This window comes from Nocardioides sp. W7 (genome assembly GCF_022919075.1).
Classification (GTDB): Bacteria; Actinomycetota; Actinomycetes; order Propionibacteriales; family Nocardioidaceae; genus Nocardioides.
Genome location: NZ_CP095078.1, coordinates 1,854,250 through 1,877,192 on the forward strand (window position 1 = coordinate 1,854,250; position 22,943 = coordinate 1,877,192).

22 protein-coding genes are annotated in these 22,943 nt (G+C 70.9%); 19 read left to right on the top strand and 3 right to left on the bottom strand.

Annotated features, from left to right (window positions below; genetic code table 11):
• Positions 1–31 precede the first annotated feature (31 nt).
• The 15 genes from MUB56_RS08740 (at position 32) to MUB56_RS08815 (ending at position 14,969) form a co-directional block, all read left to right on the top strand.
• Entirely contained in the window at positions 32–1,192 is a 1,161-nt protein-coding gene (locus tag MUB56_RS08740; protein WP_244931512.1) for an acyl-CoA dehydrogenase family protein, read from the top strand.
• A complete protein-coding gene (locus MUB56_RS08745; RefSeq protein ID WP_244931513.1) occupies positions 1,189–2,136 on the top strand; it encodes a MaoC family dehydratase N-terminal domain-containing protein in 948 nt (315 codons plus the stop codon). Before MUB56_RS08740 ends, MUB56_RS08745 begins: the two co-directional genes overlap by 4 nt.
• Complete coding sequence (locus tag MUB56_RS08750; RefSeq protein WP_244931514.1) at positions 2,136–3,269, top strand: acyl-CoA dehydrogenase family protein; 1,134 nt, start codon at positions 2,136–2,138, stop codon at positions 3,267–3,269. The genes MUB56_RS08745 and MUB56_RS08750 overlap by 1 nt, the downstream gene beginning before the upstream one ends.
• Complete coding sequence (locus tag MUB56_RS08755; protein WP_244931515.1) at positions 3,266–3,706, top strand: MaoC family dehydratase; 441 nt, start codon at positions 3,266–3,268, stop codon at positions 3,704–3,706. Before MUB56_RS08750 ends, MUB56_RS08755 begins: the two co-directional genes overlap by 4 nt.
• A complete protein-coding gene (locus tag MUB56_RS08760; RefSeq protein WP_244931516.1) occupies positions 3,703–4,878 on the top strand; it encodes a lipid-transfer protein in 1,176 nt (391 codons plus the stop codon). Before MUB56_RS08755 ends, MUB56_RS08760 begins: the two co-directional genes overlap by 4 nt.
• Positions 4,879–5,029: 151 nt before the next feature.
• The gene (locus tag MUB56_RS08765; protein WP_244931517.1) at positions 5,030–5,866 is read left to right on the top strand and encodes an alpha/beta fold hydrolase; all 837 of its coding nucleotides are present in this window, start codon (positions 5,030–5,032) and stop codon (positions 5,864–5,866) included.
• 21 nt (positions 5,867–5,887) lie between these two features.
• Positions 5,888–7,045, top strand: a complete 1,158-nt coding sequence (locus tag MUB56_RS08770) for a flavin-dependent monooxygenase (RefSeq protein ID WP_244931518.1) — start codon at positions 5,888–5,890, stop codon at positions 7,043–7,045.
• Between the two features lie 72 nt (positions 7,046–7,117).
• Positions 7,118–7,987, top strand: coding sequence for a VOC family protein (locus MUB56_RS08775; protein ID WP_244931519.1), 870 nt, complete (start codon positions 7,118–7,120; stop codon positions 7,985–7,987).
• A 116-nt stretch (positions 7,988–8,103) separates the two neighbouring features.
• Positions 8,104–9,450, top strand: coding sequence for an ABC transporter substrate-binding protein (locus MUB56_RS08780; RefSeq protein WP_244931520.1), 1,347 nt, complete (start codon positions 8,104–8,106; stop codon positions 9,448–9,450).
• An 8-nt stretch (positions 9,451–9,458) separates the two neighbouring features.
• Positions 9,459–11,681 carry an ABC transporter permease gene (locus MUB56_RS08785; protein ID WP_244931521.1) on the top strand — a complete coding sequence of 741 codons (2,223 nt, stop codon included), beginning with the start codon at positions 9,459–9,461 and terminating at the stop codon, positions 11,679–11,681.
• Complete coding sequence (locus tag MUB56_RS08790) at positions 11,678–12,427, top strand: ABC transporter ATP-binding protein (protein WP_244931522.1); 750 nt, start codon at positions 11,678–11,680, stop codon at positions 12,425–12,427. The genes MUB56_RS08785 and MUB56_RS08790 overlap by 4 nt, the downstream gene beginning before the upstream one ends.
• Positions 12,424–13,215 carry an ABC transporter ATP-binding protein gene (locus tag MUB56_RS08795; RefSeq protein WP_244931523.1) on the top strand — a complete coding sequence of 264 codons (792 nt, stop codon included), beginning with the start codon at positions 12,424–12,426 and terminating at the stop codon, positions 13,213–13,215. The genes MUB56_RS08790 and MUB56_RS08795 overlap by 4 nt, the downstream gene beginning before the upstream one ends.
• Positions 13,212–13,583: a hypothetical protein gene (locus tag MUB56_RS08800; RefSeq protein WP_244931524.1), complete on the top strand. Its 372-nt coding sequence runs from the start codon at positions 13,212–13,214 to the stop codon at positions 13,581–13,583. Before MUB56_RS08795 ends, MUB56_RS08800 begins: the two co-directional genes overlap by 4 nt.
• A 157-nt stretch (positions 13,584–13,740) precedes the next feature.
• Entirely contained in the window at positions 13,741–14,349 is a 609-nt protein-coding gene (locus MUB56_RS25895) for a TetR/AcrR family transcriptional regulator (RefSeq protein WP_280637385.1), read from the top strand.
• Positions 14,350–14,384: 35 nt separating this feature from the next.
• Entirely contained in the window at positions 14,385–14,969 is a 585-nt protein-coding gene (locus tag MUB56_RS08815; protein WP_244931525.1) for a TetR/AcrR family transcriptional regulator, read from the top strand.
• A gap of 16 nt (positions 14,970–14,985) precedes the next feature.
• Here MUB56_RS08815 and MUB56_RS08820 read toward each other — a convergent pair whose 3' ends face one another.
• Both MUB56_RS08820 and MUB56_RS08825 read right to left on the bottom strand, forming a co-directional pair.
• Positions 14,986–15,759 carry an IclR family transcriptional regulator gene (locus tag MUB56_RS08820; RefSeq protein ID WP_244931526.1) on the bottom strand — a complete coding sequence of 258 codons (774 nt, stop codon included), beginning with the start codon at positions 15,757–15,759 and terminating at the stop codon, positions 14,986–14,988.
• 296 nt (positions 15,760–16,055) lie between these two features.
• Positions 16,056–16,481, bottom strand: a complete 426-nt coding sequence (locus MUB56_RS08825; protein ID WP_244931527.1) for an Hsp20 family protein — start codon at positions 16,479–16,481, stop codon at positions 16,056–16,058.
• A 109-nt stretch (positions 16,482–16,590) separates the two neighbouring features.
• Here MUB56_RS08825 and MUB56_RS08830 point away from each other — a divergent pair, with 109 nt between their 5' ends.
• The gene (locus MUB56_RS08830) at positions 16,591–16,866 is read left to right on the top strand and encodes a MerR family transcriptional regulator (protein WP_244931528.1); all 276 of its coding nucleotides are present in this window, start codon (positions 16,591–16,593) and stop codon (positions 16,864–16,866) included.
• Positions 16,867–16,876: 10 nt separating this feature from the next.
• Here MUB56_RS08830 and MUB56_RS08835 read toward each other — a convergent pair whose 3' ends face one another.
• Positions 16,877–18,442 (bottom strand): peptide chain release factor 3, encoded by a 1,566-nt coding sequence (locus tag MUB56_RS08835; protein WP_244931529.1) that lies wholly within the window; start codon positions 18,440–18,442, stop codon positions 16,877–16,879.
• A 111-nt stretch (positions 18,443–18,553) separates the two neighbouring features.
• On the opposite strand from MUB56_RS08835, the gene MUB56_RS08840 reads away from it, so the two are divergent.
• The 3 genes from MUB56_RS08840 (at position 18,554) to MUB56_RS08850 (ending at position 22,921) form a co-directional block, all read left to right on the top strand.
• Positions 18,554–19,069, top strand: a complete 516-nt coding sequence (locus MUB56_RS08840) for a hypothetical protein (protein ID WP_244931530.1) — start codon at positions 18,554–18,556, stop codon at positions 19,067–19,069.
• 32 nt (positions 19,070–19,101) lie between these two features.
• Positions 19,102–20,550 carry a hypothetical protein gene (locus tag MUB56_RS08845; RefSeq protein ID WP_244931531.1) on the top strand — a complete coding sequence of 483 codons (1,449 nt, stop codon included), beginning with the start codon at positions 19,102–19,104 and terminating at the stop codon, positions 20,548–20,550.
• Positions 20,551–20,785: 235 nt separating this feature from the next.
• Positions 20,786–22,921 carry a DEAD/DEAH box helicase gene (locus MUB56_RS08850; RefSeq protein ID WP_244931532.1) on the top strand — a complete coding sequence of 712 codons (2,136 nt, stop codon included), beginning with the start codon at positions 20,786–20,788 and terminating at the stop codon, positions 22,919–22,921.
• The last annotated feature ends 22 nt before the right edge of the window (positions 22,922–22,943 follow it).

The window sequence follows — 22,943 nt, forward strand, 5'->3', positions numbered from 1 at the left end:
AGATGGTTTACACGTGTCTACTGTTCACGCCGTGAACCTGAACGAGACGGACGCCCAGCAACGGCTGCGCCTGGAGCTGCGGGAGTACTTCGCCGCCCTGATGCCGCCCGAGGAACTGCGCGAGGCCGGCGAGCAGGGCGCGGGTGGCCCACGCTTCCGCGAGATCGTGCGGCGGCTGGGGGCCGACGGGTGGCTCGGCGTCGGCTGGCCCGTCGAGTACGGCGGCCGCGGTCTGGGTGCGGAGGAGCAGTTCGTCTTCTACGACGAGGTCCAGCGCGCCGGAGCGCCGTTCCCGCTCGTCACGGTCAACACCGTGGGACCGACCCTGATGCGCTACGGCACGGACGAGCAGCGCGAGCTCTTCCTCCCGGGGATCCTGCGTGGCGAGATCGTCTTCGCGATCGGCTACACCGAGGCCGATGCCGGCACCGACCTGGCGGCCCTGCGCACGCGGGCGACGGTCGACGGCGAGGGCTATGTGGTCGACGGGGCCAAGGTCTTCACGACGGGCGGCAACACCGCCGACTACGTCTGGCTCGCGTGTCGTACCGACCCGGACCTGCCGCGGCACCGGGGCCTCTCCATCCTGATCGTCCCGTGCACCGATCCCGGCTTCAGCTGGGCTCCGATCCGAGCCGTCGGCGGGCTCGGCGTCACCACGACCCGGTACGACGGCATCCGGGTCGGAGCCGAGGCGCTGGTCGGCGAGCTCAACGGAGGCTGGCAGCTGATCACCGCCCAGCTCAACCACGAACGGGTGGCCCTGGCCGCGCTCGGTGGACGGACGACCCAGCTCTGGGAGTCGACGTTGTCGTGGGCCCGCGACAACGGCACCGCCGAGCTCCCGTGGGTGCGCCACGAGCTGGCGCGGTCCCACGCGCGGCTGGAGGCGATGCGCCTGATCAACTGGCGCCTCGCCGCAGCCGTCGGCGCCGACGCGCTGACCGGGGAGCTCGCGGCCACCGCGAAGGTCTACGGGACCGAGACCCACCTCGCGGTCCAGCGGTCCCTGACCCAGGTGCTGGGTGCGGCCGGCCGGCTGCGCCCGGGCGCCGACGGTGCACCGATGCACGGTCAGGTCGAGCAGGTCGCCCGACAGGGCATCGTGAACACCTTCGGCGGCGGCGTGAACGAAGTGCTGCGCGACATGATCGCCCAGCAGGCCTTGGGCATGCCGCGGAGTCGACGATGACCGCCGCCTACGAGGACCTCCTCCAAGGATGGGTGGGCAGAGCGCTCGGCGAGCCCCGGGCAGCGCAGGACCCGGTCAACGTGCCGATGATCCGACAGTGGGTCGAGGCTCTGGGGCTGCGAAGCCCGGTCCACCTGGACCGTGCGATGGCACGCGCGACGGGGCGGACCGACGTGGTGGCTCCGGCGTCGATGATCCAGGCCTTCGTCATGCGCGGGTACGCCGGAACCATGCGCCGCGCGCAGGAGACCGGGCCCTTCGAACAGCTGACGGCGCTGCTGGACGAGGGTGGCTACACCTCCGTGGTGGCGACCGACTCGGACTTCGAGTTCGTCCGTGAGCTCGTGCCCGGCGACGAGGTCGCCTGCGAGGAGGTCGTCGAGTCGATCTCGCCGGAGAAGAGCACGGGGCTGGGCGAGGGACGCTTCGTCACCACGCGCAAGACCTACCGGGACGGTGCGGGCACGGTGGTCGCGACGCAGCTGTGGCGCACCTTCCGATTCCGGCCACGCGAGGTCGAGCCCCCGCGCGCACTGCGCCCGCGTCCCGCGGTGAACCTGGACAACCAGTTCTGGTTCGACGCAGCACGCGAGCACCGGCTGCTGATCCAGTGCTGCGCGGACTGTCAGGTGCTGAGACATCCTCCAGGCCCGGGTTGCGCGGCCTGCGGCTCGTTCTCCAGCGATGTCGTCGTGGCGACCGGGCGGGCGACCCTCTACAGCTGGACCGTCGCTCAGCACCCGCGCCACCCCGCCTTCGACTATCCGCTGGTCATCGGCCTGGTGGAGCTGGAGGAAGGCACCCGGCTGGTGGCGAACCTCGATCCCGCCGGACGTGACCTCGAGATCGGGATGGACCTGCGCATGACCTGGCTCGATGTCGACCCCGAGCTCTCGTTGCCGGTCTTCGGACCTGCCACCCCCATGACCGAAGGTGAGGACTGATGGACTTCGAGCTCGACGAGGACCACGCGGCGCTACGCGCCCTGGCGCACGATCTGTTCGCCCGCGAAGCCTCCCCCGAGAGGCTGGCCGTCCACGAGCGCAGCGACGCGGAGCTGGACGCCCGGTTGTGGTCGACGATGGCCGAGGCCGGGCTGCTCGGGGTGATGCTCCCCGAGGAGTACGGCGGGGCCGGGCTCGGCCTCGGTGCCCTGGCGGTGGTGCTGGAGGAGCAGGGCCGGCAGGTCGCACCCGTGCCGCTGTGGTCGGCGTCGGTCGCCGCGATGGCCCTGGCCCGACACGGGAGTCCCGGGCAACGCGAGGGCCTGCTGCCCGGCATCGCCACCGGGACCGCCCGGCTCGCCCTGGCGGTCGAGGGATATGCGGGGGCGTCCGCCTGCCGTGCGGAGCTCGTCGCCGGGCGGTGGCGGGTCAGCGGGACCTGGGCCGCGGTTCCCGGCCTGGGCGGCTCCGCGCGGGTGCTCGTGTGCGCCACCACCCCGGACGGCCCCGGCCTCTTCCTCCTCGCCGCTCCCGGCGCGGATCTTCCGGTCACGAACGCCTCGGACGTCGCGGGCGGCCGGGTGACCTGGTCGACGGCGCGCGACACCGCGAACGACCTGGTCTCCGAGCTGGTCCTCGACCGGGTCGGCGCGGAGCCGGTCGGGGAGCCCGGGGACGGTGCGGTCGCCGACGTGCTGCGCCATGCCGCGGTCGCCCTCGCCTCCCTGCAGGTCGGCATCGCCCAGGGCGCGGTCGCCATCGCGGCCGACTACCTACGCGGGCGTCACCAGTTCGGCCGCCCCCTCGGCAGCTTCCAGGCCGTCCAGCATCAGCTGGCCGACTGCTGGATCGACGTCGAGGCGATGCGATGGACCCGCTGGCAGGCCGTGCTGGGGATCGCGACGCCGGACGCGGAACGGCTCGCGCTCGTGGCGCGCTGGTGGTCCGGGCAGGCCGGGCTCGACGTCGTGCACCGGGTGCAGCACCTGCACGGCGGCATCGGCGTCGACGTGGACTACCCGATCCATCGCTACTTCCTGCGCGCCCGCCAGGTCGCGACGACGCTGGGCGGTCCGGCGTCCGCGCTCGACGCGCTCGGCGAGCTGCTGGCCACGAGCGGAGGCCCGCGATGAGCCTCAGGCCGACGAGGTCCGCCACCGACGTCCAGCCGGGTGAGGCACTACCTCCCCTGACCGTCGACCTCACCCGGACCCTGATCGTCAGTACGGCGCTGGCGACCCGTGACTACCAGGACGTGCACCACGACCCCGAGCTGGCCGTGGCACGGGGATCGAAGGACATCTTCATGAACATCCTGACCAGCAACGGCTACGCCGAGCGCTTCGTCGCGGAGTGGGCCGGACCCGCGGCGGTGGTACGCCGTCTGGCGTTGCGGCTCGGTGCCCCCAACTACCCGGGAGACACGATGACCCTGACCGGCGAGGTGACGGCCGTGCACGAGTGCACCGTCGAGGTCCGGGTCGCGGCGACGAATTCGTCGGGCACCCACCTCAGCGGCACGGTCGTGGTGGAGCTCCCGGCCTCGGCGAGATCGGGGGCGGCCTCGTGAACGCGGGGCTCGCGGGCCGGGCGGCGATCGCCGGCATCGGCGCCACCGAGTTCTCCAAGGCCTCCGGGCGCAGTGAGCTGACCCTCGCCTGCGAGGCGGTGCTCGCCGCCATCCACGACGCCGGCCTGCAGCCCAGTGACGTCGACGGCATGGTCACCTTCTCGATGGAGACCAGCGCGGAGATCCACCTGACCCGCAACACCGGCATCGGTGACCTGACCTTCTTCTCCCGGGTTCCGCACGGCGGTGGGGCCGCCTGCGGGACCGTCGCGCACGCGGTCGCCGCGATCGTCAGCGGTCTGGCCGAGGTGGTCGTCTGCTGGCGTGCCTTCAACGAGCGCTCCGGAGTCCGCTTCGGACTGGGCCAGGCCGACCGGGCGATGTCGATCGACGCCGACCGCGCCGCCTTCTCGTGGCTCACCCCGGTCGGTCTGTCCACGCCGGCGCAGTGGGTGGCGATCTTCGCCCGTCGCTACCTGCACGAGTACGGCGCCAGCACCGAGGACTTCGGCAGGATCGCCGTCCTCGACCGCCTGCACGCGGCCACGAATCCGGCCGCCTGGTTCTACGAACGTCCCATCACCCTCGCCGATCATCAGGCCTCACGCTGGATCGCGGAGCCGTTGCGGCTGCTCGACTGCTGTCAGGAGACCGACGGCGGTCAGGCCCTGGTCGTGGTGTCGGCGGAGCGCGCGCGAGACCTGCGCCATCCGGGTGCACTGGTGGTCGGTGCGGCTCAGGGCTCCGGTGCGGACCAGCACATGATGACGTCGTACTACCGGCCGAGCATCTCCGGCATTCCCGAGATGGGACTGGTCGCCGACCAGCTGTGGCGCCAGAGCGGGCTCCGGCCCGAGGACATGCAGGCGGCCATCCTCTACGACCACTTCACGCCCCTGGTCCTGCCCCAGTTGGAGGAGCTCGGATTCTGCGGCAGGGGAGAGGCGAAGGACTTCATCGCCGACGGCCATCTCGGCCTCGACGGATCGCTACCGCTCAACACGCACGGCGGTCAGCTGGGCGAGGCCTACCTGCACGGGATGAACGGCATCGCCGAGGCCGTCCGGCTGGTCCGCGGCACCTCGCCGAACCAGCCGGGAGAGGTCGAGCGGGTGGTCGTCACCGCGGGCACGGGGGTGCCCACGAGCGGCCTCATCCTGGCCGCCCCGTGACCTGATCGATGCCACCGGATTCCCCCTGGCAACGCGTCTCCCGCTCAACGGGAAGAAGTGTTCCTGAGCGCGACAGGCGAGACCTAGCGTCCCGATCGACCGGCTCGTCAACGACCAGCACCACTCATCGAGACCTGAAAGAGCGTCGTACATGTCCCTGACCTACGAGTCGACAGCCCAGCCGAAGACCACCACGGACGGGCTGCACTACCACGTGGCCGGCGAGGGACCCGCCCTCATCATGCTGCACGGCTCCGGCCCCGGCGTGAGCGGCTGGTCGAACTTCTCCGAGAACCTGCCGGTCTTCGCGCAGCACTTCCGCACCTACGTCTTCGACCTGCCGAACTTCGGTGCCAGCACGGACCTGGAGCTGACCCGGCCCTACCCGGAGCACGCCGCCGAGGCGCTGATCCGGGCCATGGACGACCTGGGCATCGACCAGGCGCACCTGGTCGGCAACTCGATGGGCGGCTGGGTCTCGCTGACCGCCGCACTGGCGGCTCCGGAACGGTTCGGCAGCCTGGCGCTGATGGGTCCCGGTGGGCTCTTCGCCGAGGTCTTCAGCCCGCCCAAGTCCGAGGGGGCGAGGCGCCTGTTCGACTACGTCAGCGCGCCGTCGCGGGAGGCGATGATCCGCTGGGTCGACTGCATGGTGCACGACCCGGCCCTGATCACCGACGAGCTGATCGAGGAGCGGATCGCGATGGCGCAGGCGCCGGGCGCGATCGAGCGGATGCGGGCCGTGCTCGGCTCCCTTGGAAACGCGACCGACGAGCTCCCGCTGCTGCTCCGGCTCCCCGAGCTGGTCAACCCGACGCTGGTGATCTGGGGACGTGACGACCGGATGCTGCCGCTCGAGGGCGCCTTCTTCGGCACGCGTCGGATCCCGAAGGCAGACCTTCTCGTGCTCTCCGACTGCGGCCACTGGGCCCAGGTGGAGCGCAAGGCCGACTTCGAGTCCGCCGTTCTCGACTTCCTCAGCCGCTGAACCCCCGACTAGGAGAACCACGTGTTCCAGCATGAAGTGCTCGACCGGATCGCCGACGCAGCCGCCTCGATCCAGGACGAGGAGATCAACTCGATCAGCGAGCGCCGGCTGACCCCTGCGGCCACCAAGACGCTGCGCGACACCGGCGTCATGCGCCTCGTCCAGCCGGCCCGGTACGGCGGCTTCGAAGCGGATGCCCGCGTGTTCAGTCAGGCGCTGTTCGAGCTCGGCCGGCTGTCGAGCTCGGCCGGCTGGGTCACCGGCGTGGTCGGCATCCACTCCTGGCACCTGGGCCTGTACGACGACCGCGCGCAGCGCGAGGTGTGGGGCGACGACCCGGACACCTGGATCAGCTCGTCCTACGGCCCGGCCGGGCGCGCCGTCGCCGTACCCGGCGGGTACCGGCTCAGTGGTCGGTGGGGGTTCTCCTCCGGCAGCGACCAGTGCACCTGGGTGTTCGTGGGCGGCATGGCCGACGAGGGCGACGGTGGAGCCCCGAAGTACCGTCACTTCCTCCTGCCGCTCAGTGACTACCAGGTGGTCGACGTCTGGAACACCTCCGGCCTCGCCGGGACCGGCAGCAACGACATCCTCATCGAGGACGCCTTCGTCCCCGACTACCGCACGATGGACGTCGAGGACCTCTACCGGCTCGACTGCCCGGGCCGCGAGGTCAACACGGGCCCGCTCTTCTCCATCCCGTGGTACAGCATCTTCCTCAACGCGGTCGTCGTCCCGATCGTGGGCATGGCGCGGCGGGCCGTCGACGAGGCCGTCGCCCCGCTTCGTGAGAGGCGCTCCGCGGACTCCGCTTGGAGTCCGCTGCCGCTGACGCACGCGCGACTGGCCCAGTCCGACTCCGAGGCGGACCTGGCGATGCTGGTCCTGCAGCACAACCTGGGCGACATCATCGCCAGCGTGGCGGCCGGGCAGCCGGTGACGATGGAGCAGCGGCACCGCTCCAAGCGGGACCACGTCATGGCGGTCAGTCTCGCGGTCGCGGCCGCCGACGGTGCGTACCTGTCCGGAGGGCCGCGGTCGATCCAGGCCACCAGCGTGCTCCAGCAGGTGTGGCGTGACGTGCACGCCGGTCAGCACCACGCGATGAACGTTCCCGACCTGATCATGCCCGCCGTCGGTGACTTCCTCACCGGTGGTGTCGTCAGCTACCCCGTCTGAGTCGCCCGACCACGCCTGCCCCGACCACGCCTGCCCGACCGGGCCGGTCCGGTCGTCCTCGATTGGAGCACCATGCCCATCCTCTCCCTCGGCTACCTGCGCCTCGACATCGCCGATGCGTCCCGCTGGCAGCCGTTCATGCGCGACTTCCTCGGCCTCATGGAGGTCGACGGCGCCACGCCCGGTTCGCTGAGCTATCGGATCGACGAGTATCCGGCGAGGTTCGTCCTGTCGCCCTCCGAGGCGCCCGGTCTGGGTGCCATCGGATGGGAGGTCACGGACCGCAGGGACCTCGCTGACTTCGCCGACCGGATCGAGCGGTCCGGCCGAGCGGTCACGGTCGGCACTCCCGGTGAGTGTGCCGAGCGGGCCGTCACCGGGCTCATCCGCTTCGAGGACCCCAGCGGCAACCCCAACGAGCTGTTCTGGGGGCCGGTCTACGACCACCAGCCGGTCCGTACGCCGCTGGTCTCGCGGTTCGTCACCGGCGACCAGGGTCTGGGCCACGTGATCCTCAGCGTGCTGGACAGCGAGGAGGCTTTCGAGTTCTACAACGGCGTCCTCGGCTTCGAGGAGCGCAACGTCCTCGACATCCCGCAGCTCGAGGGCCGCTACTACTTCCTCGGCTGCAACCCGCGCCAGCACTCGCTCGGACTCGCGCCGGGAAATGCGCCCGGGCTGGCCCACTTCATGGTCGAGGCGGCCAGCCTCGACGACGTCGGGCTGGGCCTGGACCGGGCCCACCACATGGACGTTCCGATGATGCAGTCCCTGGGCAGGCACACGAACGACCGGATGGTGTCGTTCTACGTCTACTCGCCCGAAGGTCACCACGTCGAGCTCGGCTTCGACGGCGAGCGCGTCGAGACCCGGCAGCCCGTCTACGCCATCACCGAGGGCGCGTTCTGGGGCCACCGCTTCACCCCGCCGCCGTCCGCCTGACCTCGGCCCTCGCCGGCCGGTTCTCGGGACCCTCGGGCGATCCGCCGGATCGCCCAGTCCGACCCTGACTAAGGAGAACCATGATTCGAGCACTGACGAGACCTGCCGTTGTGGGAATGGCGGCGGCTCTCATCCTCAGCGCCTGCGGCTCGGGGGAGCGCAATGACGGGAACGACATCGGCGACGGCGGAACTGCGGGCGCGGCCGAGGTCAGCCCCGAGTGTGTCGACGCCGAGTTGGAGTCGACCGAGATCGGCGTCACCGACAAGGCCATCGTCGTGCAGGTCTCGGCTGACACGGGCGCCCCGGCCGCCCCCGGTCTGGCCAGCGGATCGGTGGATGCCGTCGAGGCCTGGGCCGCCGAGGTCAACGCCAACGGCGGTCTGGCCTGTCGACAGGTGGAGGTGAAGACCTACGACAGCAAGATGGACCCCACCGAGTCGCGCAACGCGATGGTCTCCTCGTGCGAGAGCGCCTTCGCCAGCGTCGGCGACACGATGCTCGCCGCAGCGGACTCCCGTCCACTCGCCGAGTGCAAGGACCAGGCGGGCAGCGAGACCGGGCAGCCGCAGCTGCAGACCCTCGGACTGTTCGCCAACCAGTACTGCAACGACACGACGTACTTCCTGTTCGGTCCTTCGGGCGACCCGTGCCCCGCCAAGGAGGGGAAGCGTGAGCTGACCGGTGCCACCGCGATCTCGGACTACCTCCAGGCGGAAGCCGGTGGGGAGACCCACGGCATGTTCGGCGTCTCCGCGGACAACGTCAGCACGCTGGCGACCTCCGTCGCCGTGTTCGAGGTGATGGCGAACGGCGGGATGAAGATCGACCGGATGATCGGTGCCAAGTCGACCGACACCAGCGCGGAGTACACCCCGCGGGCCACCGCACTGAAGGATGACGAGTCCCAGTTCGTGATGTGGGGCGCCCCCTTCCCGGGCTTCATCCAGCTGCGCCAGGAAGCCGTCGCGCAGGGCGTGAAGAGTGTCGAGCACTGGCTGTGCACGGCCTGCTACGACCCCGCCTTCGTCGACGCGGCCGGCGAGGTCGGCCCGGGCACGGTCGTCCCGCTGTCGCACCTGCCCTTCGAGGAGGCCGAGGGCAACGAGGAGCTCGGGACCTTCACGGAGAAGGTCAAGACGCACAACCTGTTCGCCGCGTTGGCCTGGTCGGACGGCCGACTCTTCGAGGAGGCGGTCAACCGCGTGGTCGAGGCCGACGGCGTCAACGGCCTCACCCGAGCGGCCCTGCTCGAGCAGCTCGACGGAATCACCGACTTCACCAATGACGGGATGATCGCGAAGACCACCCCGTCGGCGAAGGAGGCGACGGTCTGCAACGTCTTCGTGGAGCTGACCGACGACGGCAAGTGGGAGCGCGCCTTCCCCGAGGCCGAGGGCGAGTTCCACTGCGGTGACCTCGGCCGCGTGGTCATCGATCCGGCGACGGCGTTCAAGGGCTAGGTCGCCTCATGCGCAGTCTTGCCAGCAGGGGCATCCCTGTTGCACTCCTCGCCGGGGTGCTGGCCCTCGTGGTCCACCAGACCTGGGCCGGCACCCCGGTGACGGGGGAGAGCCTCCTCCAACTCCTCGTCTTCAGCCTGCCGATCGCCGGCATCTACGCGATCAACGCGGCAGGCCTGGTCGTGGTGCACTCGGCGACGGGGATCTTCAACCTCGCGCACGGTGCGATCGGGATGTTCTGTGCCTTCGTGTTCTGGGAGATCAACGTCAACCGCGGCCTCCCGCTCTGGCTGTCGTTGGTGCTGGTGATCGGAGTCGTGGCTCCCGCGATCGGACTGATCCTCGACGCCGGGCTGATGCGGCGGCTCAAGCATGCCCCGGTGATGATGCGGCTGGTCGGGACCGTGGGCCTGATGGTCGCGCTGATGGGTCTGGCCAGGTTGATCTGGAGCCCGCAGAACTCCTACCCGACGCAGCCCATCGGCGGCATCGGCGGGATCGAGATCGCCGGCGTCATGCTGACCTGGTCCCGGCTGATCACCTTGAGCGTCGCCATCGCTCTCGCGATCGGACTCCACCTGCTGTTGCGGGGCACCTGGCTCGGCATCGCGATGCGCGCATCGGTCGACAACGAGCACCTGGCCGCGCTCAACGGGATCAGCCCAGCGCGGATCTCCTCCCTGGCGTGGGTGATCGGTGCGGTGACCGCGGCGACGGCCGGGATCCTGATCGCCCCCGAGGTGGGCAACATGAGCGTCGACACCTTGAGCCTGCTCGTCATCAACTCCTTCGCCGCGGCGGTCTTCGGCCGGCTGCGCAGTCTCGGCATGGCCTACTGCGGTGCGCTCCTCCTGGGGCTGACGATGACCTTCTCGACGATGTTCTTGAACTTCGAGGGCCGCTGGGTCGGGGTGCCCTCCAACCTGCCGCTGATCGCACTCTTCGTGGTCCTCTTCGTGCTGCCGCAGGCGGCGCTGCCGACCGGGCGCGTGTTGCGCAGCTTCCCGGTGGAGCGGCTCCCCTCGCCGCGCACCGTCGGCGTGTGGTCCACGGTCTGGCTGGTGCTCGCCGGCGTGATGGCGATGACCGCCAGCAACGTGGCGGTCAGCCGGCTCTCCAGCGGCGTGGCGCTCGCGGTCGTGCTACTCGGGATGGTGCCGCTGATGGGCTGGGCCGGGATCCCGTTCCTGGCGCCGCTCGCGCTGGCCGGAGTCGGTGCGTTCGTCAGCCTCTGGGCCGGCGGGTCGGTGACCGACCTGTTCCTGGGCGGAATGGCGACCGGGCTCATCGCGATGGTCCTGGCCCTGCCCGCACTGCGTCTCGACGGCCTCTACATGGCCCTGTGCTCCGTCGCGCTCGCCGTGGTCGTGGGCGCCCTGGTCCTGCAGCAGCCGGAGGTGCTCGGCAACCAGCGCCGGCTCGACGAGCTGACCCTCGCCGGGATCGACCTGACCGAGCCTCGCGCGTTCCTGGTCTACGCGGCCCTCTGGTACCTCGTCATCGCCTTGTCGCTGACGGCTCTGCGGCGTCGTTCCTACGGCCGACGGCTGGTGGCGCTGCGCGACAGCGAGGTCGCGGCGGCGTGTGTGGGCATCCGGTCGACGTGGACCAAGGCGACCGTGTTCGGTTTGACCGGTTTGATCGCCGGCATCGGTGGCGGGCTGTACGCCCAGGGCGCCCGGTTCGCGGCCGTCGAGCAGTTCCCGATGATCCTCGGACTCACGCTGGTGCTGTCCATGATGGTGATGGGGGTCGGCACGGTCAGTGCCCCGATGGCCTCGGCCCTGGTCGCGGTGCTGTTCACCACGATGGTGCACGACTGGGCCCCGGGCTCGTTCTCCAGCTCGCTCGAGCTGTTGGCACCCGGGCTCGCGGTCCTGGCGTTGATCGACATGCCGCGGGGACAGATCCCCCTGGTGTGCGACCTGTTTCGTCGCCATCCGGTCCGCGGCGGGGTGACCGTTCTCTCAGGTGTGGTGACGGCGTTCGCCGCCGCCTGGCTGGGGCTGCCGGGCGGTATCGCCTGTGCGGTGGTCGTGCTGGCCGCCGTCGCCGGCGGCATCGTCGCGACGGTGCTCGCCGAGCGCAGGCAGGGTCTGCTCGACCCGTTCGGGGCCGGCGGTCCCGGTGCGGACGTCGCCGACCTGCGCGGAGGCATCACGGTGCAGATCCGGCCGATCGACGTGATCGGGATGGAACGCGAGCTGAAGGTGGAGGTGCGGGGCGGATGACCGGTCGAGGCGAGGACCTCCTCAGGGTCGAGTCGGTCACGGTGGCCTTCGGCGGGCTGAAGGCTGTCAACGCGGTCTCGCTGTCGGCGGCGGCTGGCACGATCACCGGCCTGATCGGACCCAACGGGGCCGGCAAGACAACGCTGTTCAACGTCGTCGCCGGCATCCAGCGGCCCAACCAGGGACGGGTGTCGCTCGGCGGGCGGGACGTCACCGCGGCATCTCCACAGCGACGTGCCCGACTCGGCCTGGCTCGGACGTTCCAGCGCCTGGAGGTGTTCGGGACGCTGAGTGCCCGGGAGAACATCCTGGTCGGAGCCGAGTCGCGCCGGCGCTGGGATCGCAGTGTGCGGCCTCAGCACGTCGCCCGGCAGCTCAGTGAGCGTCTGGGACTCGACGACGTCGGTGACGTCCTGGTCGACAATCTGCCGACCGGAACACAGCGGCTGGTCGAGCTCGGCCGCGCGTTGGCGACAGGGCCACGCCTGCTCCTGCTGGACGAGGCCGCGTCGGGCCTGGACGAGAACGAGACCTCCGCCATGGCGGACCTGCTGCGCGAGCTCGCAGCCGACGGCCTGACCATCGCACTCGTCGAGCACGACATGTCCTTCGTGATGGGCCTGTCCGACACGGTGGTGATGCTGGATCACGGCGAGGTGGCCGCCGTCGGATCGCCCGACGAGGTGCGCAGTAGTCCGGCGGTCCAGGCGGCGTACCTGGGCACGGCTGAGGGAGGTCGGCGATGAGTGCCGCCCCGCTGCTGTCCGTGCGCGACCTGCACGCCTCCTACGGCCACATCCCGGTTCTGCACGGTGTCTCGCTGGACGTCCGTCCCGGTGAGGTGGTCGGGATCCTCGGCGCGAACGGCGCCGGGAAGACCAGCCTGGTGCGCGTCATCTCGGGTGAGCTGAAGCCCCGCAGCGGGCAGGTGCTGATCTCCGGTGTCGATGTCACCGGCGCGTCTCCGGACCGGCTGGCCCGCGCCGGCGTCGCCACCGTGCCCGAGGGCAGAGGAGTGTTTCCGCGGCTGACCGTCGCCGAGCACCTGCGGCTGCTGGCGCGCGACCGCCGTGAGTCGCGGCGCCTGCAGGACCTCGCCTTCAGCGTCTTCCCGCGGCTGGGGGAGCGCCGTCAGCAGCTCGCCGGGACGATGTCGGGCGGTGAGCAGCAGATGCTGGCACTGGCCCGCGCCGTGGTGCTGCAGCGGCCACTGATCGTCGTCGACGAGCTCTCGATGGGACTCGCCCCGCAGATCGTGGCGATGCTGTACGAACACGTCGCCGACCTGGCGCGGGCGGGCAGCACGATCGTGCTGGTCGAGCAGTTCGTGCACGACATCCTCGGCGTGGCCGACAAGGCCGTCGTCCTCGCCCACGGCCGAGTGGTGGCCAGTGGCACCCCCAGCGACCTCTCTGGTGAGCTGGTCGAGTTCTATCTGGGTGGCGCGGGGTCATCGCCGGAGCCCGGAGCGGCTCCACTCCCTCCGGCTACCCCGCACCCACACGTGAACGGCAACGACAGGAGCATCCGATGACCACGACAGATCTCGACAGCCACGGAGGGAACGACCTGATGAGTGCGCAGACCCGGGGTGACTTCCAGCAGGAGCTGGAGCGGCTGCGGGCGACCGGAGGCCTCGGCAGTCGCGACAAGCTGGCCGGAACGCTCGGCCTCCTGATGTGCCTGGCCGCGGCGGTGGTGGTGCTTCTCTGCTTCCGTGGCACCGGGGCCGCGAGCGATCTGCGGGACCAGATGGAGATGCTCGTCCTGGCCCTGTTCGGGGTCGGGCTCGCCGTCGTGGGGGCGGCGCTGTACGTCGTGTCCGCACTGCAGCGCTTCTTTCGTTTCTGGCTGCTTCGTCTGGTCTACGAGCAGCGCGACCTCGCCCGCCGCGCGGACTGACCTCCCCACAGCCACGAGAGCCCCACGACGGCGCAGCAGGTGATCCACCCGGCACGCGAGCGGTCGCGCGACGCGCCGTACTTCCATAGCTCCACACACTTCTGCGCTGCGTGGGATGCTGAGTCGTTCGACTCGGACCTGGTCTTTGAGGAGCCACGTGCGACCTGCTTCCACCGTCACTGTGGCCGAGGCTCGGCGCGCCAGCATCATGACGGCCGGAGGGCGGCTCTTCAGCGAGCATGGCGTCGCGGGGACGTCGGTGCGGCAGATCGCCGATGCTGTGGGCCTGGTGCCGAGCAGTCTCTACCACCACTTCCCGTCGAAGGAGTCGATCGCCTCGGAGCTGATCCTGCGCTTCGTCAACGAGCTCAACGACGAGTACACCCGGCTGCGCGGCAGCGTGCTCTCCGGGCGCGATCAGCTGCACGAGCTGATCACCGTCTCGCTGCGCGTGGCGGCGGAGCATCCCTTCGCCACGGAGACCTACGTGCGGGAGCTGCCGAACCTGTCGATCCTCCCGGACCACGAGGCCATCGCCGCAGTGGTCAGGCGCAACGAGGTGCTCTGGTCGGAGAAGACACATCAGGGCATCGAGGACGGGGCGTTCCGCGCGGACATCGACGTCGACACCATGAATCGGACGCTGAGCGAGATGGTGTGGCTCACCGTTCGCTGGAACCGGGCGGATCTCGCTGCCCGGCAGGAGGAGCTTGCTCGGGAGCTGTTCGTGCTGATCACCGAGGGCTACCGGGTCCGTCCGACCTGAACCGTCGCCGTACCGCTCCCCGAGGAGACTGAATCATGGCCGAGCGCGACCGCGCCGAGCTCATCCTGACCGCTGCTGGCCGGCTCTTCATGACCCAGGGCATCTCGGCGACGACCATCCGTCAGATCGCCAAGGAACTGGGCACGGTGTCGGGCACCCTCTACTACTACTACCCGTCCAAGGAGTCGATCGCGTCAACGATCCTGCATCGTTTCCTGGACGACCTCAACGTCGAGTACGCCGCCTTCTCCGACGACCCGGACCGGGCGGCACCAGACCTCCTCCGGGAACTGGTCCGCACCTCGATGCGGGTCGCGTCCCGCCATCCCTTCGCGACGGAGATCTACCAGAACGAGGGCGCCGGCCTGACGATTCTCCCCGATCACGTCGAGGTGCGCGCCAAGCGCGACGTCGTACAGGGGCATTGGCGCCGGATCATCGACCGGGGAGTGCAGACGGGTGAGCTGCGTGCCGACGTCGACCCGGATCACTTCCGTTGGCTGTTGCGCGAGTTGACCTGGCTGACGGTGCGCTGGCACCGCCCGACGCTCGCGGAGGACCACGAGCCATTGGCCGACGAGCTGGTGTCGATGTTCCTCGACGGCTTCGCAACGCGCTGACGCGGGATCCCGGGGCTCAGGCGCGGCGAGCGGTGTAGGACCGTGCTGGGCCGGTGAGGGTTCGGCCGATCCGCAGGGCGGCCTCGCGCACCTGCGCCGTGACCTCGTCGATCCGGAGCGACGCCGTCCGGTCGCACAGCGAGATGGCTGCCACGGGGGTGTTCGCCGGCCCCGTGATCGCCGCCGCCACGCAGGAGATGCCGACGACCGCCTCGTCGCGCTCGACGGCTACCCCGCTTCGGCGTACTTCTGCCAACTCACGCGTCAGGGCAAGTGGGGTGTCCAGAGTGCGGGAGGTCCTCGCGACCAGCGTCTTCGGCATGGGCCAGGACGCAGTCCCGGCGATCAGCGCCTTCCCCAGCGCCGTGCAGTGGGCCGGGACCCGCGCGCCGATCCGGCTGGGCAGCGTCGTCGCGGCCAATCCGCCGATCCGGTCGAGGTAGACGATGTCCGAGCCGTCCAGGATGCCGAAGTGCACCGTGAGCCGCGTGGCCCGGTGCAGGTCGTGCAGGAAGGGAAGCGCCGTGCGATGGACGTGGTTCTGGTGCATGACCAACGTGCCGATCTCGAAGATCCGCATGCCCAGTTCGTAGGTGTTCTCGTGGCGCCGCACCCAACCCAGGCCGACGAGTTGATCGAGCAGTCGATGGGTGGAGGAACGCGACAACCCGGCCACTCGCGTGATCTCGGCGAGGGTGAGGGAGTCGCGGCCGTCGAACGCGTCCAGCAGCTTGGCGACCCGTTCCACGCCTGCGGTGGGCGCGGCCGATGACTCCTGCGCGACGGTCATCTCGGGCTCCTTTTGATCGAATGTTCGATCAGAATGTAGCGCCCGTCACAGTGCTCGGCAATGGCGGGGCGACCACGTGGGACTCGTGACCGCCGCCTGCTCAAGGTCTTCGGGATCTTCCCGAGCGGCGTCGTGGTCCTCGCGGTCCAGGTTGACGGCCGGGCCGTCGGCCTTGGGAGGACGCCGTCGTCGGCGGCACGGTGCGGGTCTCGTGAACCGACGGCGTCGCGGCCGAGCGTGCAGGGCCGCCCGGGCTGATGCCCGGGCGGCCCTGTCGAGGAACGGCGTGGTGTCGGTCAGCTCTCGATCGCTACGGGGTCGCGGTGCCCCGAGGAGACCTCGATCCGGCGCGGCTTGGCCTTCTCGGCGACCGGGACGACCAGGCGCAGCACGCCCGCGTCGTACGAGGCCTCGATCCGCTCGAGGTCGAGGTTGTCCCCGAGGACGAGCTGGCGGCTGAAGGCGCCACGGGTGCGCTCGCTCGCCAGCACCTGCCAGTCGCCGTTACGGGCCACCCGCTCGGCGCGGACCGTGAGCACGTTGCGCTCCACGTCGAGGTCGATGCTCTCCGGGCTGACGCCGGGGAGGTCGAACTCGATCACGAACCGGTCGCCCTCGCGCCAGGCGTCCATCGGCATCACGGCGGGGCGGTTGGTCGTGCCCAGCAGCTGCTGGGTGAGTCGGTCGAAGTCGCGGAACGGGTCGGTGGTGCGCAGCAGCATGGTGTCCTCCTCATCGTGTCGAGCTGGTCGACGGTCTGCGTAAGCCCGTCAGACCTGTATCAGTGGTTACAGGTTTTATATACCCAAAGGATGCGGCAGGATCAACCCCGTGAGCGAACGGACTCGAGGGGTCTTCGCCATCTCGGTCGCCGCCGAGATGGTGTCGATGGAGATCCAGAACCTGCGCGTCTACGAACGCCGCGGTCTGGTCGACCCCGACCGCACCTCCGGCGGCACGCGGCTCTACAGCCCGGCCGACATCGAGCGGCTGCACCGGGTCCGCGAGCTGCTCGCCGAGGGGCTCAACCTCGCGGGTGTCGCGAGGGTCCTCGCCCTGGAGGAGGAGGTACGCCGGCTGCGCGCCCGCCTCCGGACGCGCAGCTGACGGGAGGTGCTCAGCCGCCGCCGGCGGGCAGGGCCTCGAGGAGGACGTCGGGGTTGTCGCGGGCGGTCGCGGTGGCCCGCCACTTGTCGACGAAGAGCGCCAGGTAGGTGCCGTCGGAGCGTTGCAGCACCTCGACGCCGCGCTTGCCGGCGAGCGCGACCGCGCCCTCGGCATTGGTCCGACGGGCGATGCTGTAGTCGACCCGCGAGAGCCGGATGGGCGAGTTGAACTCGTTCGTCATCCGCTCCTGGACGACCTCGAACTGCATCGGCCCGACGGCGGCCAGCACCGGGCTCTGGTCGCCGCGCAGGTCGGAACGGAGCACCTGGACGACGCCCTCCTGGTCGAGCTGGTCGATGCCCTTGCGGAACTGCTTGTAGCGCCCGATGTCGGCCGCGGTGGCGGTCATGAAGTGCTCGGGGGCGAAGGTCGGGACGGGCGGGTACTCGATCGGCTCGCCGACGTACACCGTGTCTCCGACGCGCAGCGACTGGGCGTTGACGAGGCCGATGATGTCGCCGGGGGAGGCGTGCTCTATCGAGGACAGCTCCCGGCCGAAGACGGCCTGGGCGTACTTGGTCGCGAACGGCCGGCCGGTCGAGGCGTGGGTGACGACCATGCCGCGCTCGAAGTCGCCGGACACGACGCGGGCGTAGGCGAGCCGGTCGCGGTGCGCGGCGTTCATGCCGGACTGCACCTTGAAGACGAAGGCGCTGAACTCGTCCCGGACCTGGCGCACCGAGCCGTCGACGCCGGGCGTCGGGCCCGGGGCGGGGGCCAGGTCGAGCAGCAGGTCGAGCAGCTGCGCGACGCCGAAGTTCTGCAGGGCGGAGGCGAACATGACCGGGGTCGTCTCGCCGGCCAGGAACCGCTCCTGGTCGTGGTCGGCGTCGTCGGCGCCGAGCAGCTCGTGCTCCTCGACGGCGGCCCGCCAGACGTCCAGGTCGGCCTCGCCGACCTCGTCGGCCCCCATCCGCCGCTCGGGGGCGCGGGTCGCGCCGCCGGCGGTCCGCGTGTACTGCACGAACTCGCCGGAGCGCCGGTCCAGGACGCCGCGGAAGTCGCCCGCTTCGCCGACCGGCCAGGTGAGCGGGGTCGGGCGCAGCTTGATCTGCTGCTCGATCAGGTCCATCAGCTCCAGCGCCGAGAGGCCGGGGCGGTCCCACTTGTTGATGACGGTGATGACCGGGATGCCACGCATCGCGCAGACCTTGAACAGCTTCAGGGTCTGCGGCTCCAGCCCCTTGCCGGCGTCGACCAGCATCACGGCGGAGTCGACCGCCGAGAGCACCCGGTAGGTGTCCTCGGAGAAGTCGCTGTGACCGGGGGTGTCGACCAGGTTGACGACGTGGTCGCGGTAGACGAACTGGAGTGCGGCCGAGGTGATCGAGATACCGCGCGCCTTCTCCATGTCCATCCAGTCCGACACGGTCGCGCGGCGCCCGCCCTTGCCGTGCACGGCGCCGGCCTCGGTGATCACGCGGGCGTGAAGGGCCAGCGCCTCGGTCAGGGTGGACTTGCCGGCGTCTGGGTGGCTGATCACCGCGAAGGTACGGCGGGGGCGGCTGTCGGACACCCGGCGAACCTACAGCCGCCCCGTGCGGACCCGTCAGTCGACTACATTGGCGCCGACCACCACGCCGGACCAGGACCTTCCCGCTCGGGAGCCGATCACCGGGGGCAACCGATGCGTCGTCCGACCCTGCTGCGCCTCGCGCTGGGCGCTGGTGCGCTCGTGCTGGTGCTCGTCAGCAGCGCCTTCGGCCGCGCCGAGCCGACGGGGATCTACCGGCCGCTGCTGGGCCCGGACGCGCTGACCAACGGCTGCTACCCGCTGGTCGACGGCATCGAGCTCGACTTCCCCTACCAGGTCCGCAGCGACGGCGACCGGCCCGCGAGCGACGGCGTACGACGTCAGGTCGTCCTGCAGTGGGACGAGCTCGACACCGACGAGCTCGAGGCGGCCCTGGACCGGTCCGTGCAGGCGGCCGGCTACCAGGCGGTCGGGCCGCTGGCCTGGGCGAAGGGGGAGCATCGGATCGCGGCGACCGTGACCGAGGTGCCCGACCTCCCGGAGGACTCGATCGTGCGCGGGCGGGTCGTGCTCGACCTGCCGGCGACGCCGCTCTCGTCGACCGATCCGGTGTGCGCGGACCCGTACTCGACCAAGCGCTTCCCGGCCGAGCCGCGGGAGTTCCCGTGAGCGGGCCCGTGAGTCGGCCCGTGAGGTTGCCCGTGAGGGTGCCCGGTCGCGCCGACCTGGTGCTGCTGGTGCTGCTCGGGCTGCACGTGCTGCTCCAGGTGCTGATGCTCCAGCACAGCTCGGACGCGGTGCCGATCGGCGACGAGAAGGCGTACGCCGACGGGGCCCGATCGCTGTCCAACGCCCTGCGCGACCTGGGCTCGTTCGTTCCGCCCGACGTCGCCGACCTCGAGCGGCACGTGGTCGGCAACGGCTGGTTCATGCCGGGCATGTCGGTGCTGCTGACCCCCCTCTTCCTGGTGCTCCCGGACGCGTCCGTCGAGGCGTTCCGGGTCTACCTCGGCCTGCTCTCGACCGGCCTGTTCCTCTACGCCGCCCTGCAGGTACGCCGGGTCCTCGGACCCGCGGCCGCGCTCTGCTTCGCGGTGCTGCCGGGGCTGGTCCCGGCCGTCGCGCTGTTCGGGATCGGGGCCTGGGGCGACCTCAACGCCGGCCTGGTGCTGGTGGTCGTCCTGCTGCGCGCCGTGGAGCTGGCCCGGGTCGTCGCCGCCGGCTCGGCGCCGACGCCGTGGCGGGTCATGGGCCTGGCGGGCTGGGCGGTCGCCGCGCTCTACCTGCGCTCCAGCCTGATGCCGGTGCTGGTGACGCTCGGCCTGCTGGCCGTGGCCACCGCGCTCGTCGCCCTGCGCGGACCGGAGCGCCGCCGGGCGGTGCTGGCGGGCGTCGCCGGGATCGTGGTCTTCGTGCTCGTGCTGCTGCCCTGGTCGGTCCTCGCCTCCACCTCGCTCGGCGGCCGGGTGATCACCACGACCTCCGTCCCGCTGGCGCTCGCGAACACCTTCGGCGACCGGGACGAGATCTGCTTCGGCCCGTGCGACCCCGCCGGGACGATCTGGTTCAACCCGGTGCAGTACTCCCGCGAGGTGGCCCGCGCGACCGGCCGCAGCGAGCTCGAGGTCCAGGAGCAGATGTCGGCGTACGCACGCCGCGACGTGACGTCGCGCGGGTACGCCGAGGACGTGCTGGAGAACCTGGAGCGCTACCGGACCGAGCCGGCCTACTACCTCGACCACCTGCCGTACGACCGGGAGACCGACGGGTTCGAGGACGCCTCCCGGGACGCGACGGACCGGTTCTTCGCGCTGGGCACCATCGTGGTGGTGCTCGCGATGCTGCTCGTCTCGAGGGGACCGCGGGACCGGCAGGTCCAGCTGGTGCTGGTCAAGGTCGCCCTCGGCGGGTTGCTCCTGCAGCCGTTCGTGCACATGACCGGGTCGCGCTACTGGACGACCGCGGCGGCGGTCGCGGGCCTGGCCCTGGGGGTGCTGGTGACCTGGGGGCTGGACCTGCTCCGCTCGCTGCGTGAGCCCCGCCCGGGAGAGGAGTCGCCCAGGGCCGGGCTGCGCAGCCTGACCGTCCTGCAGGCGCTGCTCGCGCTCGGCGCGGTCGGGACGCTGGTCGGCCTGCACCTGCTGGCCTGAGCCGGCCGTCGCACCGGTTGGGTGCCCGGCGCCGAGCGTTGGTACCCTCGACGTCAGGAGAGGTGGCCCGCGTCCTCGGCTGTCCATTCGGCGTAGCCGGACCACCGTCCCACGCACCTCCGGTCGGTCCCGCGGTCTCTCAGCCCCGACCGGGCCCTGACGTCTCGTGCCGGGGTGGCCGTGCGTGACCGCGTCACCAGGCCGGGCGGGCCCGCCCGGCACCGAGGAGGAGTCTGTGGCTCGACGAGGCCAGCGTCAGAACGGCGCTCGCCGCCCGGCGGCACGCCAGCGCGGACGGGTGCTGGACAACGAGGGGATCATCCCCGTCCTCGCCCGCGCCGTGCGCGAGGTGGAGACCGCCGTACAGCGGGGGCGGGTGGACGGGTCCACCCGGACCAAGTTCCAGGTCGTCGCGCTCCTGGTGCGCGAGGAGCGTCAGCGCCTCAAGGCCGACCAGGAGCTCACCGAGTCCCAGCGGGGCGAGGAGCTCAAGCGCCTGGACGGGATCGCCACGATCCTCGCCAAGACCGCCGCTCGCGACACCTCGATGCTCGTCCTGCTCGCCGAGGACGCCACCATGTCCGAGGCCGCCCGGGAGCTGAAGAACGAGATGCTCCGGGCCGCCGGCGCGGAGCCCGAGCCCGAGCCGGAGCCGGACCCCGAGCCGGACCCGCTCGGGGTGCCCGTCTCCCGTCGGGTGATGCCGGTCTCGGTGCGCCAGCGCCAGCTCTCGAACCCGTTCCTGGCCCCCGACTTCAGTGCCGGCACGCCGCGGTACGACGGCCCGCGCCGGCTCGCGACCTGGGAGTTGCTCGGCCCGTTGTTCCGCTCCTTCGAGCAGGGTGGCGCGTCGTCCTCGATGGCCCTGCCCGACCCGGTGCCGATGCGGCTGCCCGCGGGCCTGGAGCTGATGAAGCACCAGGGTGAGCTGGTCGCCGCCGCCGCCGAGGGCCACCGCACCTACCTGCTCGCCGACGAGCCCGGCCTCGGCAAGACCGCCCAGGCGCTGCTCGCCGCCCGGGCCGCCGAGGCGTACCCGCTCCTGGTCGTCGTCCCCAACGTCGTCAAGACCAACTGGGCGCGCGAGGCCGCGCTGTGGACGCCCGAGCGGGCCGCCACGGTGATCCACGGCGACGGCCACGACATCGACGGCTTCGCCGACATCGTGGTGGTCAACTACGAGATCCTCGACCGCCACGTCGGCTGGATGAGCGACCACGGCTTCCGCGGGATGGTCGTCGACGAGGCGCACTTCATCAAGAACAAGGGCTCGCAGCGCTCCCAGCACGTGCTGCACCTGGCGGAGAAGATCCGCGCCCGCACCGCCCGACCGCTGCTGATGGCGCTCACCGGCACCCCGCTGATCAACGACATCGAGGACTTCCAGGCGATCTGGGAGTTCCTCGGCTGGATCGACGACAAGAAGCCGCGTCGCGAGCTGATGGACAAGCTCGAGGAGATCGGCCTGACCCCCGCGGACCCGGCGTTCTATCCCGCCGCCCGGGCCCGGGTGATCGAGATGGGCATCGTCCGGCGGCGCAAGGTCGACGTGGCCGCCGACATCCCCGCCCGCCGGGTCGCCGACCTGCCGGTCGAGCTCGAGGGCGAGATGGGTCGCTCGATCCGCGAGGCCGAGCGGGAGCTGGCCCGTCGGCTGGTCCAGCGCTACGACACGGCGCTCGCCACCCGCACGTCCGGTCGCGTCGTCGACGGCATCGACCACGAGCTCGTACGCCGGGTCGCGACCTGGGAGCGCGAGGACACCACCACGACCTCGACCGGCGAGAACGTCTTCGGCATGATGCGCCGCATCGGCCAGGCCAAGGCCGGACTCGCCGCCGACTACACCGCCCAGCTGGCGCGCAACGTGGGCAAGGTCGTCTTCTTCGCCAAGCACATCGACGTCATGGACGTCGCCGAGGAGACCTTCGCCCGGCGTGGCCTGAAGTACTCCTCCATCCGCGGCGACCAGACCCCGCGTGCCCGGCAGAAGAACATCGACGCGTTCGTCGACGATCCCGAGGTCGCGGTCGTCGTCTGCTCGCTCACCGCGGCCGGCGTCGGCCTGAATCTCCAGGTCGCCTCCAACCTGGTGCTCGCGGAGCTCTCCTGGACCGACGCCGAGCAGACCCAGGCGATCGACCGGATCCACCGGATCGGCCAGGACACCCCGGTCACCGCGTGGCGGATCATCGCCTCGCAGACCATCGACACCAAGATCGCCGAGCTGATCGACAGCAAGGCCGGCCTCGCCGCCCGCGCGCTCGACGGCTCCGACGCGGAGATCAGCTCCTCGGCCGACATCCAGCTGGAGGCCCTGGTCGCGCTGCTCACCGAGGCTCTCGAGGAGCGCGAGGCCGCGGTCGCCTGACCGAGTCGATCCGCCGAGTCGG

Bases quoted from the DNA above. Each gene is read 5' to 3' on its own strand.
- MUB56_RS08840 (WP_244931530.1), top strand. From the start codon at position 18,554: ATGCGTCGTCCGACCCTGCTGCGCCTCGCGCTGGGCGCTGGTGCGCTC.
- MUB56_RS08800 (WP_244931524.1), top strand. From the start codon at position 13,212: ATGACCACGACAGATCTCGACAGCCACGGAGGGAACGACCTGATGAGT.
- MUB56_RS08755 (WP_244931515.1), top strand. From the start codon at position 3,266: ATGAGCCTCAGGCCGACGAGGTCCGCCACCGACGTCCAGCCGGGTGAG.
- MUB56_RS08820 (WP_244931526.1), bottom strand. From the start codon at position 15,759: ATGACCGTCGCGCAGGAGTCATCGGCCGCGCCCACCGCAGGCGTGGAA.
- MUB56_RS08785 (WP_244931521.1), top strand. From the start codon at position 9,459: ATGCGCAGTCTTGCCAGCAGGGGCATCCCTGTTGCACTCCTCGCCGGG.
- MUB56_RS08790 (WP_244931522.1), top strand. From the start codon at position 11,678: ATGACCGGTCGAGGCGAGGACCTCCTCAGGGTCGAGTCGGTCACGGTG.
- MUB56_RS08795 (WP_244931523.1), top strand. From the start codon at position 12,424: ATGAGTGCCGCCCCGCTGCTGTCCGTGCGCGACCTGCACGCCTCCTAC.
- MUB56_RS08780 (WP_244931520.1), top strand. From the start codon at position 8,104: ATGGCGGCGGCTCTCATCCTCAGCGCCTGCGGCTCGGGGGAGCGCAAT.
- MUB56_RS08815 (WP_244931525.1), top strand. From the start codon at position 14,385: ATGGCCGAGCGCGACCGCGCCGAGCTCATCCTGACCGCTGCTGGCCGG.
- MUB56_RS08825 (WP_244931527.1), bottom strand. From the start codon at position 16,481: ATGCTGCTGCGCACCACCGACCCGTTCCGCGACTTCGACCGACTCACC.
- MUB56_RS08765 (WP_244931517.1), top strand. From the start codon at position 5,030: ATGTCCCTGACCTACGAGTCGACAGCCCAGCCGAAGACCACCACGGAC.
- MUB56_RS08775 (WP_244931519.1), top strand. From the start codon at position 7,118: ATGCCCATCCTCTCCCTCGGCTACCTGCGCCTCGACATCGCCGATGCG.
- MUB56_RS08745 (WP_244931513.1), top strand. From the start codon at position 1,189: ATGACCGCCGCCTACGAGGACCTCCTCCAAGGATGGGTGGGCAGAGCG.
- MUB56_RS08750 (WP_244931514.1), top strand. From the start codon at position 2,136: ATGGACTTCGAGCTCGACGAGGACCACGCGGCGCTACGCGCCCTGGCG.